General features: G+C 33.2%; 12 protein-coding genes and 1 pseudogene. 8 read left to right on the top strand and 5 right to left on the bottom strand.

Translation table 11 applies throughout. The features are described from left to right. The 7 genes and pseudogenes from ASC36_RS10785 to ASC36_RS10430 all read left to right on the top strand — a co-directional run. Positions 1-1,059, top strand: a 1,059-nt coding sequence (locus ASC36_RS10785; RefSeq protein WP_221400556.1) for a phage baseplate assembly protein V, incomplete at its 5' end; no start/stop codon positions are given. A gap of 15 nt (positions 1,060-1,074) precedes the next feature. After that, on the top strand, positions 1,075-2,670 hold the full coding sequence (locus ASC36_RS02545; protein WP_082435382.1) for a polymorphic toxin-type HINT domain-containing protein: 1,596 nt from the start codon (positions 1,075-1,077) through the stop codon (positions 2,668-2,670). A gap of 22 nt (positions 2,671-2,692) precedes the next feature. Next, entirely contained in the window at positions 2,693-3,274 is a 582-nt protein-coding gene (locus ASC36_RS02550; protein ID WP_141656180.1) for a hypothetical protein, read from the top strand. Between the two features lie 99 nt (positions 3,275-3,373). Continuing rightward, the gene (locus ASC36_RS02555; protein ID WP_141656181.1) at positions 3,374-3,982 is read left to right on the top strand and encodes a hypothetical protein; all 609 of its coding nucleotides are present in this window, start codon (positions 3,374-3,376) and stop codon (positions 3,980-3,982) included. Between the two features lie 154 nt (positions 3,983-4,136). Next, entirely contained in the window at positions 4,137-4,718 is a 582-nt protein-coding gene (locus tag ASC36_RS02560; protein WP_141656182.1) for a hypothetical protein, read from the top strand. A gap of 21 nt (positions 4,719-4,739) precedes the next feature. Next, entirely contained in the window at positions 4,740-5,324 is a 585-nt protein-coding gene (locus ASC36_RS02565) for a hypothetical protein (protein WP_055424926.1), read from the top strand. Positions 5,325-5,549: 225 nt separating this feature from the next. Continuing rightward, positions 5,550-5,771 (top strand): annotated as a pseudogene (locus tag ASC36_RS10430) (PAAR-like protein); the annotation flags it as partial. A gap of 340 nt (positions 5,772-6,111) precedes the next feature. Here the strand turns inward: ASC36_RS10430 and ASC36_RS02570 are convergent. The 3 genes from ASC36_RS02570 to ASC36_RS02580 all read right to left on the bottom strand — a co-directional run bounded on the left by ASC36_RS02570 (position 6,112) and on the right by ASC36_RS02580 (position 11,622). Then, on the bottom strand, positions 6,112-9,192 hold the full coding sequence (locus ASC36_RS02570) for a UvrD-helicase domain-containing protein (protein ID WP_055424927.1): 3,081 nt from the start codon (positions 9,190-9,192) through the stop codon (positions 6,112-6,114). 84 nt (positions 9,193-9,276) lie between these two features. After that, positions 9,277-10,281, bottom strand: a complete 1,005-nt coding sequence (locus ASC36_RS02575) for a cytochrome d ubiquinol oxidase subunit II (RefSeq protein WP_055424928.1) — start codon at positions 10,279-10,281, stop codon at positions 9,277-9,279. A 3-nt stretch (positions 10,282-10,284) separates the two neighbouring features. Next, positions 10,285-11,622, bottom strand: coding sequence for a cytochrome ubiquinol oxidase subunit I (locus ASC36_RS02580; RefSeq protein ID WP_055424929.1), 1,338 nt, complete (start codon positions 11,620-11,622; stop codon positions 10,285-10,287). Between the two features lie 477 nt (positions 11,623-12,099). On the opposite strand from ASC36_RS02580, the gene ASC36_RS10435 reads away from it, so the two are divergent. After that, a complete protein-coding gene (locus ASC36_RS10435; protein ID WP_245630732.1) occupies positions 12,100-12,333 on the top strand; it encodes a PDDEXK family nuclease in 234 nt (77 codons plus the stop codon). Here the strand turns inward: ASC36_RS10435 and ASC36_RS02585 are convergent. Together ASC36_RS02585 and rsmA are read right to left on the bottom strand one after the other, a co-directional pair. Further along, the gene (locus ASC36_RS02585; protein WP_055424930.1) at positions 12,252-12,518 is read right to left on the bottom strand and encodes a YHS domain-containing protein; all 267 of its coding nucleotides are present in this window, start codon (positions 12,516-12,518) and stop codon (positions 12,252-12,254) included. The two genes, ASC36_RS10435 and ASC36_RS02585, sit on opposite strands and share 82 nt — an antisense overlap. Positions 12,519-12,545: 27 nt before the next feature. Continuing rightward, positions 12,546-13,310: a 16S rRNA (adenine(1518)-N(6)/adenine(1519)-N(6))-dimethyltransferase RsmA gene (gene rsmA / locus ASC36_RS02590; protein ID WP_055424931.1), complete on the bottom strand. Its 765-nt coding sequence runs from the start codon at positions 13,308-13,310 to the stop codon at positions 12,546-12,548. Positions 13,311-13,353: the final 43 nt, after the last annotated feature.

Genomic DNA, 13,353 nt, shown 5'->3' on the forward strand with positions numbered 1-13,353 from the left:
TCCTTATTGGAAAAAGGTACGGTTGAAGTGAGCCAAGCTGTGGAAAGACAAAAGCTTAAACGCCGGCACGTGTTGTTTTTAGAAGCTAAGACCAATAATCCTAACTTACGTTTGGGAGACATCGTGAAGCTCAAAGCCTGGATGCCTAAAAGTGGGCTGTTTAAGGACGGAGAAGTTCCTTTGGAGCAGTACAAGATCATAGAAATCACCCATTATCAAGACATTACCGAAGGTTATTACAATGAATTGGTAGGAATACCTGTCCATAACATCGTTCCGGAATATATGGACGAAGATGCTCTGCCGCTATGCGAAGAGCAATCGGCCATAGTAACCGATAACAACGATCCGCAAGGAATGAGCAGAATACGAGTACAATTTCCCTGGCAGAAGCCCTTTAACGGAATGACCCCGTGGATCCGCTCCATTACTCCCTATGCAGGGAAAGGAAAGGGAATGCACATTGTACCGGAGATAGGCGAAGAGGTAATCGTTACTTTTGAAAACGGAAATGCCGAAAAGCCGGTGAGCTTGGGTGCCATGTTCAACGGGGAAGCTAAATCCGGACATGGGGGTGCCGGAAATTATATGAAAGGCTTGCAAACGGTCAGCGGAAATAAATTACTAATGAACGACCAAAAGGGTTCTGTTTTATTGGAAGATCATGGGAAAACAAGCATGAAATTTGACGGTGCGGGCAATTCTTCTATAGGTACTTCGTCTTCTCAAGTTATTACGGTTGGAGGCTGTAAGGAAGCTCCGGATGGTAAATCTTTACTAAAAATGGACAAGGACGGCAATATCAATCTGGAAGGAAAAACTAAAATTACTCTTAAAGTTGGGAATAACACCATTACCCTGACAAAAGACGGAATATTCACCAAGGCAGAAACAGGGGAAGTTAAAACCATTGCAAAAGCAGGTTCGGTTACCATTAAAAGTGAATCCGATCAAATTACCATTAGCGCCTCAACCGCTAATACTATAGAAGGTGCGGATATACAGATTTTTGGTAATGGAAGTATAATAGTAGATTCCCCCGACACCGACATAACCTAACCCAAACACAGGAATATGCCACATGAATTAGAATACATAGTCGATCAGGCAGTCATGTTATGCGACGAAGGAATAAAACCCGATTACTTTAACAGCACGCATAATGCCAATGTAAAAATAAACGGATGTAAAGTCTGCACCACCGCCGATAAAATCCCAATAACCAATATACCCGCATTTGGGATATGCCAAAAAACGCAACAACCCTGCGTACCGGCTCCGTTAGAATGGAAAGACACCTACAAAGTAAAAGTCAAAGGCAACCAAACCCTACTCTATAAAAGCACCTTACCGTGCAGCTTAGGCGGCAAAATAGAATTTATAACCAGCGGACAAATCCCCGTAAGCCGAGAAGACTTAGATAAACTGACCGAAGAAAACGCCGAAGACCCGCCGCAAGAAGAAGAGGACGGCTTAAGTTGGTGGGATGTAGTAGAAATGGTACCCTTTATAGGCGGTGCGGTCGGTATAGTACGTTCAGGAAGTAAAGGAGACTGGGTAGGCATTGGATTGAGCGCAGCCTCTTTAGCACTAGATATAGGAGGAGTATTTTCCTTAGGCGCAGGAAATGCCGCTTCAGCAACAGTAAAAACAGGAAAACTAGCAAAAGCGGCCAGTAAAGTAGGCAAGGCAGCATCCAAAATAAGTAAAGCCGCCCTGACCGCAGGCGGAAAACTGCTAACCAAAGCAAGCGCTAAAGCAGCAGCCAAAGCCCTTGCCAAAAAAACCGACGACATAATCATACGGTACGGCAAAGTATGCGTATTTGCCTGTTTTCCTGCCGGAACGCCTGTTCACACACAGCAAGGCATAAAAAAAATAGAACAAATACGCGAGGGCGATCGGGTATGGTCGCAGCACCAAACCAGCGGCGAAATAAGCCTGAAAAAAGTAACCGCCATTATCCGCAAAGAGATAGACACCACCGTACAAATAGAACTGGAAGGCGAAACCATAGAAACCACCGCCGAACACCCCTTCTATACCAAACAAGGCTGGAAAGATGCCGCCGACCTCACCGAACAAGACCACATACAAACCAAAAATAAAAAATGGTACCGCGTAAAAGGACAAAACTTTCTTTATACTAAGAAAAAAGTCTATAATTTTGAAGTAGAAGACTGGCACACCTACTTTGTGGGCAAACTCGCTTGGTGGGTGCATAACGCTAAGCCTTGCTTGAGCAGTATAAAACATTTACCAGAATGGTTAAAAAAAATAGTAAAAGGAAATTACTTTAATTATATTAGGCAAAGTTTTTATAAAAGGATCGGCGGTTTTAATGAGGTTGTTTTACAAACAGGCAAAAGGCTTGACAGCTACATACCCGGTGTAGAAATAGTAAGCCGAAAATTTACACAGTTAGGGAAAGTAACAGAAAGAACAGCAAAAAAATATATTGATGAAATCACTAGCAAATACGCCCCCGGTACGGTTATCAAAAACACCAAACGTAATGCGGAAGCCATTGCAAGAGGAGGAGACAAATTGAAAGGAAAGATGATTTTAGAAGTACCTAGACAAACAGAAAAAATTTCCAAAGAAGTTTTAGAGTACGCGGCTAAACGTAACGTAACAATAAGAGATGTATCAGGTAAAATATATAAATAAATCAAAATAAAGGAAATAAACTATGATAGTAAAGTATTTAGGGTTTTTTATGCAAAAAATAAAAGATCAAGGTAGCTCCGTTGCACTATGGGACACATGGAATAATACTAAATTTGAGAAAAAAGTAGAAAAAGGCAAACTCACCTCTGAAGAAGTCGCTAAATATAACCACGAGCATTTATTGGGATATGAGTTTTGCGTATTACACTCCGAAAAATCACTTTACCCCTATTGTTACGTTACGATAGTGCCTAGAAATAAACATGTTGGCGTTGATTTTATCGATAATGAAGGTCGCAACTATTTATCTTATCTTTTTAATGAAGTAAAAGAAGACCGCACCTTATTTTTAGAAGAAGTTTGGTTTTATCAATTTATCCCAGGAAACAGCAGCGAAGACCAAGAGTACCGTATGCACTTTGCATTTGATCAGGACGGAAACTATGCTGCCCGAAAATATATCGATTCTAAGGGGAAATACGAAGATTACGAAGGCAATCAAAAACTCGACTTTTCAGGCTTATACGAAAAATATCCCGAATTTGGACAATACGAAGGCATAATCCAACTCGAACGCCCGGTGTTGAATGATATTATTTCTTGATATAACAAATCAAAAATAGGCATCTGATAAAGCTGTACGTATACTAGATGATATTTCTAAATTACCCGGATTATAAAATTAATTAATAATATTAAACATATGTACACATTAAAATTCGCACAATACAATAACACTATGAAAGAAGTAATGTCTGAAGAAGATACTTTAGAGAATATAGTAGATCTTAGCCTTGATAGGAAACCAACAGCAGAAGACAAAAAACATCTCAAGAATGCAGAAGATTGGGCCAAGTATGCTTTTGATAATGATAAAGAATACTATGTCACCTTTTTTAAAGGTGGTGAGCCTATAGCATGCGTAAATAATTATTTTGAAACGATAAGTATTGATTTTCTAACTTATCATAATGGTGAATTGTTTATTTATCTTTTTATGGTTTATGATAAAGAAAAAGGATCGCATAATAAGGATGTGGATGGAAAAATATTTTTACGTCAGATTAATTTATATGATGAAGATGCAGATAAAAGAATAACTAATGAAATTTTTTTTAAGGATAACGGCATTATGAATGTTGAGACCATTACAGAAACAAAAAGACCGGAGTTTAGAATGGATTATGAAGAAAAAGAAACCCAAGTAAACTTATCACATAATTGGCTAAGAAAACCCCAAAATTACACAGATTACGAATACTTATTTGATTATCAAAACATTTTAAAACCTGAATATTTAGATTTACCATAATATTTTATTGTGCATTCTTGTAGTTATTAAAAACCCCGAACGTAATGCGGAAAAATTTCCAAAGAAGTTTTAGAGTATGCGGCTGAAAAGGGTGTAACAATAAGAGATGTATCAGGTAAAATATATAAATAAATCAAAATAAAGGAAATAAACTATGATAGTAAAGTATTTAGGATTTTTTATGCAAAAAATAAAAGATCAAACAAGTTCAGTAAGCAGATGGGACACATGGAATAATACCAAATTTAGAAATAAAGTAGAAAAAGGCAAACTCACCTCTGAAGAAGTCGCTAAATATAACTACGAGCATTTATTGGGATATGAGTTTTGCGTACTACACTCCGAGAAATCACTTTACCCCTATTGTTACGTTACGATAGTGCCTAGAAATAAACATGTTGGCGTTTATTTTATCGATAATGAAGGAAGAACATATTTAAAATATCTTTTCGATGAAGTAAAAGAAGACCGCACCCTATTTTTAGAAGAAGTTTGGTTTTATCAATTTATCCCTGGAAACAGCAGCGAAGAGCAAGAGTACCGTATGCACTTTGCATTTGATCAGGACGGAAACTATGCTGCCCGAAAATATATCGATTCTAAGGGGAAATACGAAGATTACGAAGGCAATCAAAAACTCGACTTTTCAGGCTTATACGAAAAATATCCCGAATTTGGACAATACGAAGGCATAATCCAACTCGAACGCCCGGTGTTGAATGATATTATCTTTTAATTTATTTATAAATATAAAAATATGATTAGTTGTATAAAATACGATTCGAAGCAGAGAAAAAGAGAATATTTTGAAATAGATGATTTAGAAACTCTAATTATTCAATTTGAATCATTACCCGATTATTCAGGAACCACCCTTGAGTTAAAAAAAAACACTATTAAATTAAAATTTCAAGTAACCTATGATGATTATTATAGAATCACCTTTTACGTAGAAGAGCATGATAAATCTATTTTGGAGAAAAAAGAATTTGGGCTTAAATGCATAACTTTATTTTTTGAAGATGATGAAAAATTTAAAGATTTAGCTGAAAACCCTTTAGAGTATTTCAAAAAAGACAGAAAGGTTACTAGATCAGAAATTTTTAATGACCAGATAAATACTACTGTTATATCACAAACTAAAAAAAATTTAATTAATGCCCAAATTTACAAAACCTATAAAGGAAAAAACTATACTAAAGAAGAATGGGTAAAATTAGAACAAAAGTTATTCGAAACTTATGCCCAAAAAAATAATTTGAGAACCGCTATAGATATAGAAAAAGAAAAGAGGAAAAAAGAAGGAGGCTTTTTCTTAGGCGAGAAAGAAGTAAAGGATTAATTAATAGATATAAGTAATATCAAACACAGTGTAGTTAAGCGGTTAAATTCTGCTTAAACTAAATAATAGAAACGAAAGTAAAAACATGCATTAATGGAACATACTATAACAGAAGATTCCGTATTGCAATGTAATATGGATACTACCTCATCCCAATTATCAGTAACAAGTCAGCAATTGTTTTCAATAGATAATAAATTCGTCGCCACATAAAAAGATAAACAACCCATACAAAATATAAAACTCTTCGGAAAGTGCAAATTAAAACCAACTGCAGGTGGATATTTGCCATGTATGCCTAGTCCTGAGTGTTGGAAACAAACATCTAATAAAAATAAAATTAATGAATCTTTATTATTGCTTAATACATCCATCTGCACCTGTTCAATGGGCGGGACAATTACGATTAAAAATAAAGGGTATACAGGAGATAACTTATCTGATTGATACTAATTTTGAGAATCAAGTAAAGTAAAGCTAAATTTTTATAGAAAAGTAACGGAATGACCCCGTGGATTCTATCCATTAGTCCCTATGAAATATCCTAACACTTACCCAAATGAATTAACAGACAAAGTGTTAGATTATTATCATGAACATGGTTTATGGGAGGCTAGAAAAATAGAAGAACGGTGAAAAATCAAGGAAGAGGAACTATGGAAACAATATGCCCAAAAATATAATTTAAGAACCGCTATAGATGAAAAAAAATATTAAATTATTTTCTGTTGTCTTACATTTTAAAGAAATCTTATAGGTAACGGTGATAGTTTAAATTGCTTTTTTATCACACATAAATCACCTCCAAATCTAGTGAAGAGATATATACTAATAATTTACTTTCAACTTTTTTACCCATGCCAACTAAGACTTGTTCGTATAATTCAATTTGTTTTTTATGTCCGGGTAATTTTTCTCCGGTTTTAAAATCAATGAGTATTAACGAATCTTGCTTTTCAATGATTCGATCCGGACGATAAATTTTTCCTTCGTATATAATTTCTCGTTCTTTATAAGAAACGATTCCTTTTGAAAAATATTTTTTTAATTGAGGGCTAGAAACCATTCTATGAACAATCTTTTCAATTTCCATTTCCTGACCCAATTGAATCATTCCTGATATTGCTAATTTTTTAATCACAAATGGCAAATCATCCAGCGTGTTGATTTCTGCTAAAATAGCATGTACACTATTTCCATAATGGATTTCCTTATTTTCTTCACTATAAAATTTATGGGCTTCGGAACTTACCTTTATTTTAGAATTCCAGCTTTCTGAGGTCCATTGAATTTCTTCTTCCCGAATAATACTTTTTTCGCTTTTTTCTTTCTTTTTCTTGAAATCGGAGGTTGGATACATCTCAATTATATCTTCAGCACATATACCCTGTTTATTTAAATATTCACCTAATGGACTTAATTTATCTTTTTTTTCTTCCAGTAAAAATAATTGTTGTGAAGCTCGTGTTGTGGCAACGTATTGTATACAAAGCTCATCTATTTTATTTTCAAATTCTCGAATTGTTACTACTTCCTTTATATTTTCACCGGTATCATCTAATCCCGATTTTGAAGAAGTATAAAATTTATCGAAACCAATGTACAATTCTTTTTCAAGAGGAAACCAGTATTCTTCTTTATTAGAATTGCTTTCGATCATAGGATAAATTACTACTGGAAATTCCAGTCCTTTAGACTTATGTATAGTCATGATCTGAATAGCGTTTCTATTATCGGGAAACCGTATGGACAGTCCCGGGCTTTTTAATTCCCAATTTTCTAAAAATTCCTCCAGACTTATTACTCCCTTCTTTTCCAGCTGAACAATCAAATCTAATAAGGCTGAGATATACAAATCTTCTTTTGCTCCAAAACCCAGCGAATTAATAAATTCTTCAGCAAAATCATAAAAGCTTAAATGATATACTTGTTGATAAGGTAAGGGAATATTCAGTGTTTCGTGAAACCAACTAACTATATTGTCAAAGTCAAGATCTTTTATATTACTAATTTCTTCAGTAAAATCATCAAATTCTACTCTACCTAATGTATGGAGAAGATGTAACATTCTTACCAAGTTTTCTTTATCTTCCGGGTTGGAAATCCATTTTAAAGCATAAATTATGGCTTGTACTTCGGGTGATGATATAACTAATAAAGCTTCTTCCGTCAAAATCGGATACCCTTTTTCTGCTATCTTATCTACAATGGAAATACTATGTTTTTTATTTCTGACTAAGATAGTTATATCTTTAAAAACAAAACCATTCTGCAAAGATTCTTCAATTATCTCAACAATTCTCTCTTCTAATTGATTTTCTTTTTGAGGAGAGATAAATGACACCTGCACCCTCCCCCCTTCTTGTAAATGGGAAATCTGCTGTGCGTGAGTACCAAATAAAGAACTATATTCAGAATTATTTACTAAATAAGTGGATAAATATTGATAATATTTATTATTAAAATCAACAATATTGGGTAAGCTTCTAAAATTATTCTGTAAAGTTTGTACCTGTATCCCCTTTTCTTCTGCCAAGGCAATAAGGTTAATTAATATTTCAGGATTCCCGGAACGAAATCTATAAATTGCCTGTTTAGGATCTCCGACAAGAGTTATGGAATTTCCTTCAGAAACTTTTGCATTATCTAAAAGCGGCACCATATTATTCCATTGGAGTTGTGAAGTATCTTGAAATTCATCTATAAAATAATGATTATATCTGCTTCCTAATTTTTCATAAATAAAGGCAACAGGTTCTTCTTTTAAATGGGTTCCTATAATAGGATTTACATCTGAAAGAAAAACTACATCATTTTCTGTTTTTCTCTTATGCAAAAATCGGTTTATTTCTGATTGCAATTCAATGGTAATCAAATTTTTACGAACTGAATCATCTACTTTAATTCTAATAATCGCTTGTTTTATTTTATAAAAGGCATCTATAATTTGCGGAGCAATGGCTTTAATATTTTCCTCTTTTGTAGATTTAGATTTTGCATATTTTTCTTCATCACAAAAAGCTTTATAGTAGGAAGAAGAAATGTTAACACTGAGTATTTTACTAGGATCATGCATTTTATAAAAAAAACCGGCCATACCTCTTGCTCCTTGATAAAAATCTCCCACTTCCAAACTGTTAGATTCAATGAGTGCTATAATAGCAGCTGCAGTTTCTTGAATTAAGGTATAATTTTCCTTAACTCGCTTAATTAGCAGTTGATTTAATCTTTTAAAATCATCCAACTCTTTTGTAGTTAATGAATTTATCTGTTCGAGGTTTTTTTCCTTCATAAAGTTTTGTGAGGAAGTAATCAACTCCTTTCTGATGTCTGTAGTAGATTCGTTCTCGAATTTCCAAAATATATAATTTAAAATAACTTCTGCAAAAGGGTTTTCTGTACCTAATTCGTCTACTAATTCATCAATTGATTGTTTAAGATAATCGGAAGAATCCAGTTCCACCGCAAAAGAATACGATAATCCCAGTTCTTTGGTAAAAGCCTTCATCAACCTTAAATTAAATTTATCAATGGTGCTGATTGAAAACAATGAATAGTGGTGTAGTATATAGGATAATGCCTTATAGGATCGTTGATGTAATTGGTAAATATCTAAGTCTAATTCTTGAGATAATTGCTGTAAAACTATATTGGATTTATATTTTTTTTCATCAGAAAAGTCTTTTAACCATGAAAGTATGCGCGTTTTCATTTCGTTGGCTGCTTTATTGGTAAAAGTTATTGCTAATATAGATCGCACAGTCTCGACAGAATCATTTTGCAATAATATATAAAGGTAGTTTTTAACTAAAGTGAAAGTTTTTCCTGCACCTGCTGATGCATTGTATATGGTATAGTTTGAACTCATTCTGCTGAAAATTAAAAAAAGGATTTAACAAAATTAGTTAAATCCTTGGTACCATATAATTTTATAAATTATTTAAGCTTTATTCTATCTTCTTTTTTGAAACGAATAAATCAAATGAAATACTCCCGGAAGAATAAAAATACTTCCTAACATAAGTGCCCAGGCTAACATGGCTATGGTTTTATGAATGTATTGATCTTCGATCAAAGATAAACTACCCTGTTTTAATATAACTAAGTTGGGATAATGTTGATAAGTTACCGCAAATAATATGGTTAGCACCTGAAACCCGGCTAATACCCGTATCCAAGAATATTTTTTTTCTTTAAGGGAATATAAAGTACCGAAAACAGAAACAGTTGCCAAACTTACGGCTATCCATCCGACTGTTTCCCCAAATATCCATTGAATTAGTGGAACGCATGAAAAATAAGCACATACAAATACTAATCCTCCACTTGCTATCACTACAAATAAAAATATTTTAAGCTTTTTAGTCAAATACTCAAGATCATCATAATTTTTAACCTGAGATAATGAATAGGACACTGCCAAATACCCACAAATGCTACAAGTAAAAACTCCCAGTGCACATCCAAACGGAGTAAGCCAACTCCATATATAGGCCGCCATAAAGTCGTTAGTTTTTACATCAATAGTTCCGGAAACAGTTGCAGCGGCTATCATTCCTAAGAAGAAAGGGGTTATTACACTGGAATATCTAAATATTTTATTATAAACATATTGCCAATGATCTTTAACTGCATCGTAATTTCGAAAAGAAAATGCTGTGCCTCTGGCGATTATTCCTATAAGCATTAATAATAACGGTATATGCAAATAGGTTGATAGTACCGCATAGATATCAGGAAACCCTACAAAAAGAATAACGATTACAATAATCAACCACATATGATTGGCTTCCCACACCGGACCCATTTCTTCGTACATGATTTTTTCAATTCTTTTTTCATTCTTATGCTTACTGAATAATTCTAAAATTCCCACTCCAAAATCTGCACCTCCTAATAATAAATACAAAGCTATGGCTGTCCAGAGGAAAAAAATTACTACATATAAATAAAACATACTCTATTTCTTATTAGGTTTATAATTCTTATCAGTTGAGTCATATAGTACAGGAACCATCTTCATTTGCCTATATAAAAGAAAAATCACGATTGCTGATAAGGAAATAAAAATGGCTGTGAATAAATAAAAAGAATAAGCAATACCCGGCATGGGTGTTACCGCATCGGCAGTCCTCATTATTTTATAAATAATCCAAGGTTGACGCCCAACTTCAGTTACTGTCCACCCGGCTTCTAACGCTATATATCCCAGTGGAGTCGCAACTACAAATAGTTTATAAAACCATTGCTTAGTAAGCCAGGTTTTCGTTTTGAATGTTGCCAATATATAAATGACAGCCAGTATCATTAAAGCTACTCCTAACATAATCATAATTTGAAAGGAGTAATGCGTTATAGCTACAGGAGGTCTGTCTTCTTTAGGAAAATCTGTAATTCCTTTAACCGGATCTTTTACATTTCCATAAGCTAAAAAGCTTAGTAAACCCGGAATTTTTATGGCATAATCTACTCTTTCCTCCTTTTCATTAACAATGCCTCCTAGAATAAATGAGGCTGGAGCTTCCGTATGGAAATGCGCTTCCATGGCTGCTAATTTTTCAGGTTGTCTTTTGCTCACATCTTTTGCGGAGATATCTCCACTTATAGGTTGAATCAAAGCAGCAATACATGCACAAGTAGCAGCAATTTTAAATGCTTTTTTATGAAATTCAATATTCTTTTTCTTTAAGATCATAAAAGCATGTAAACCTGCTACAGCAAATCCGGTAGCAACAAATGCTGCTATAATCATATGTAAAGCTTGGGAAAACCATGCATCATTGAACATTGCTTTTACAGGATCTATATTTACATAGTTCCCATTTATATAATCGAATCCGGCAGGGCTATTCATCCATGCATTAGCAGCCAAAACCAGTATACCTGACGACAATCCGCTAATTCCAACTAATAATCCTGTTAACCAATGAAACCAGGGATTAAATTTATTCCAACCGTAAAGAAAGAAACCTATAGCTATAGCTTCAACAAAAAAAGCAGTGCCTTCTAGAGAAAAAGGCATTCCAAAAATAGGACCTGCATGTTTCATAAATTCAGGCCACAGCAATCCTAATTCAAAAGAAAGCATAGTACCAGAAACCGCTCCGGTTGCAAATAATATTGCAATTCCTTTGCTCCACGCCTTAGTGAGACCTTTATATACTTCATCTCCGGTTTTTAAATATTTGTAATGTGCAATTGCCATAAAGAAAGGCATGACCATACCTATGCATGAAAATATGATATGGAATCCTAACGAAACTGCCATCTGAGATCGAGCAGCAATAAAATCATTCATCGAAAAAACAAATTAAAGGCTGCAAATTTATAATAATTCTTAACTTTTTAAATCATTTCGTAAAAAGTTTTATTAAAAGTTATCATTTACTTTACCACTATATTATACCAAATTAATTACTATTATTAAATAATTATACTTTATTATTATAAACAAATCATTAGCTTTTTCTTATTAAAAAAAACATTAAATAATCATTGCTATAAAATAAATAATTGAATGCAAGTAAAAAATCTATGTTAAAAATCAGTAGTACAAATTTTATCATCTTAACGTAGTAATAGTAAATAAAGGATACCTACTTTTTATTGATACTAAAATTATAGTAATACAAAATAATTCATAAGAATGCTATTATGTTATTAAACTTGGACAATTATAATTAGTATTTTTGTAATTATGGATAGATTAACTAAAGAGCAAAGACAAAAAAATATGCAAGCCATAAAAGCTACAGGCTCAAAAATTTAGGCTAAACTGGCAAAAAGTTTATTTGTACGTGATTATCGTTATCGAAAGAATGATAAATCTGTATTTAGAAAACCGGATCTAACTTTTAAAAAATATAAAATTGCAATCTTTGTTGATAGCGAATTTTGGAATGGTAAAGATTGGAGTACCTGTTTAAATCATTTAGACATATACTTCCACGGATTTCGTTTAAATTCTTCTTTGCAGTGTGAACTGCAGAAGCCATACAACTTACCTTGATAGTTTAAGGTATCATTTAAATTATTACTAGTGGGCATTTCACAAACAGGGTCTAATTCATTTACAATATTAACATTTGAAATGGTTTCCCCTTCCATAAAATGATTTTTATTCTTTAGCTCACAAGAATTCGTCAATAGCATTACAAAAATACTAAGCGCGATAAAATTTACTTTTTTTTTCATTGTACAAAAATTTTAATATATCCGGTTTTATTTTGAGTTCCATAATCGAGCTAGATCTATAAAGTCATCTACCGACAATTGTTCAGCACGAAGATTTAAAAATCCATGTGATTCAAGACTTGGTGGAATGCTTAAGACTTTTAACGCATTTCTTAATGTTTTCCTCCTTTGATTAAATCCTGCTTTAATTAATTTTAAAAAAAATTCATCTTCTACTCCCTCAATATTATCCCTATACCGTATTAATCGTATAACAGCCGATTTTACCTTAGGAGGAGGTGTAAATACGTTTTCATGAACGGTAAATAAATATTCTACGTTATAATATGCTTGTGTAAAAACGGATAATATACCATAAGTTTTATTACCCTTTTGAGCAGCAATTCTTTCAGCTACTTCCTTTTGGAACATACCTACCATTTCAGGTATTTTATGTTTATTTTCTAAAATTTTAAAAACAATTTGAGATGAAATGTTATAGGGAAAATTACCAATTACAGCAAAATTGTCTGAACATAATTCATCAAATTCTAATTTCAAAAAATCTCCAACAATATTTTTTTCCAGTTGAGGATAATTTATTTTTAAATAGTCAACAGACTCCTTATCTATTTCAGCAACATATACTTTCACCTGTTTTTGCAGTAAAAATTGTGTAAGTACTCCCATACCCGGACCTACTTCCAATACCAAATCATAAGGATGATAGCTCAATGAATCCACTATTTTAGAAGCAATATTCCGATCATTGAGAAAATGTTGCCCTAAATGCTTTTTAGGTTTAACTTTCAACTGTATATTTATTTTAACAATAATTTATATTCAAAATTACACT

Source organism: Apibacter mensalis (assembly GCF_001418685.1).
GTDB lineage: Bacteria > Bacteroidota > Bacteroidia > Flavobacteriales > Weeksellaceae > Apibacter > Apibacter mensalis.

What these genes read in the sequence shown, in the direction of transcription:
- ASC36_RS02555 (WP_141656181.1), top strand. Translation starts at nt 3,374, where the DNA reads ATGTACACATTAAAATTCGCACAATACAATAACACTATGAAAGAAGTA.
- ASC36_RS02570 (WP_055424927.1), bottom strand. Translation starts at nt 9,192, where the DNA reads ATGAGTTCAAACTATACCATATACAATGCATCAGCAGGTGCAGGAAAA.
- ASC36_RS02565 (WP_055424926.1), top strand. Translation starts at nt 4,740, where the DNA reads ATGATTAGTTGTATAAAATACGATTCGAAGCAGAGAAAAAGAGAATAT.
- ASC36_RS02550 (WP_141656180.1), top strand. Translation starts at nt 2,693, where the DNA reads ATGATAGTAAAGTATTTAGGGTTTTTTATGCAAAAAATAAAAGATCAA.
- ASC36_RS02575 (WP_055424928.1), bottom strand. Translation starts at nt 10,281, where the DNA reads ATGTTTTATTTATATGTAGTAATTTTTTTCCTCTGGACAGCCATAGCT.
- ASC36_RS02585 (WP_055424930.1), bottom strand. Translation starts at nt 12,518, where the DNA reads ATGAAAAAAAAAGTAAATTTTATCGCGCTTAGTATTTTTGTAATGCTA.
- ASC36_RS02545 (WP_082435382.1), top strand. Translation starts at nt 1,075, where the DNA reads ATGCCACATGAATTAGAATACATAGTCGATCAGGCAGTCATGTTATGC.
- ASC36_RS02560 (WP_141656182.1), top strand. Translation starts at nt 4,137, where the DNA reads ATGATAGTAAAGTATTTAGGATTTTTTATGCAAAAAATAAAAGATCAA.
- ASC36_RS02580 (WP_055424929.1), bottom strand. Translation starts at nt 11,622, where the DNA reads ATGAATGATTTTATTGCTGCTCGATCTCAGATGGCAGTTTCGTTAGGA.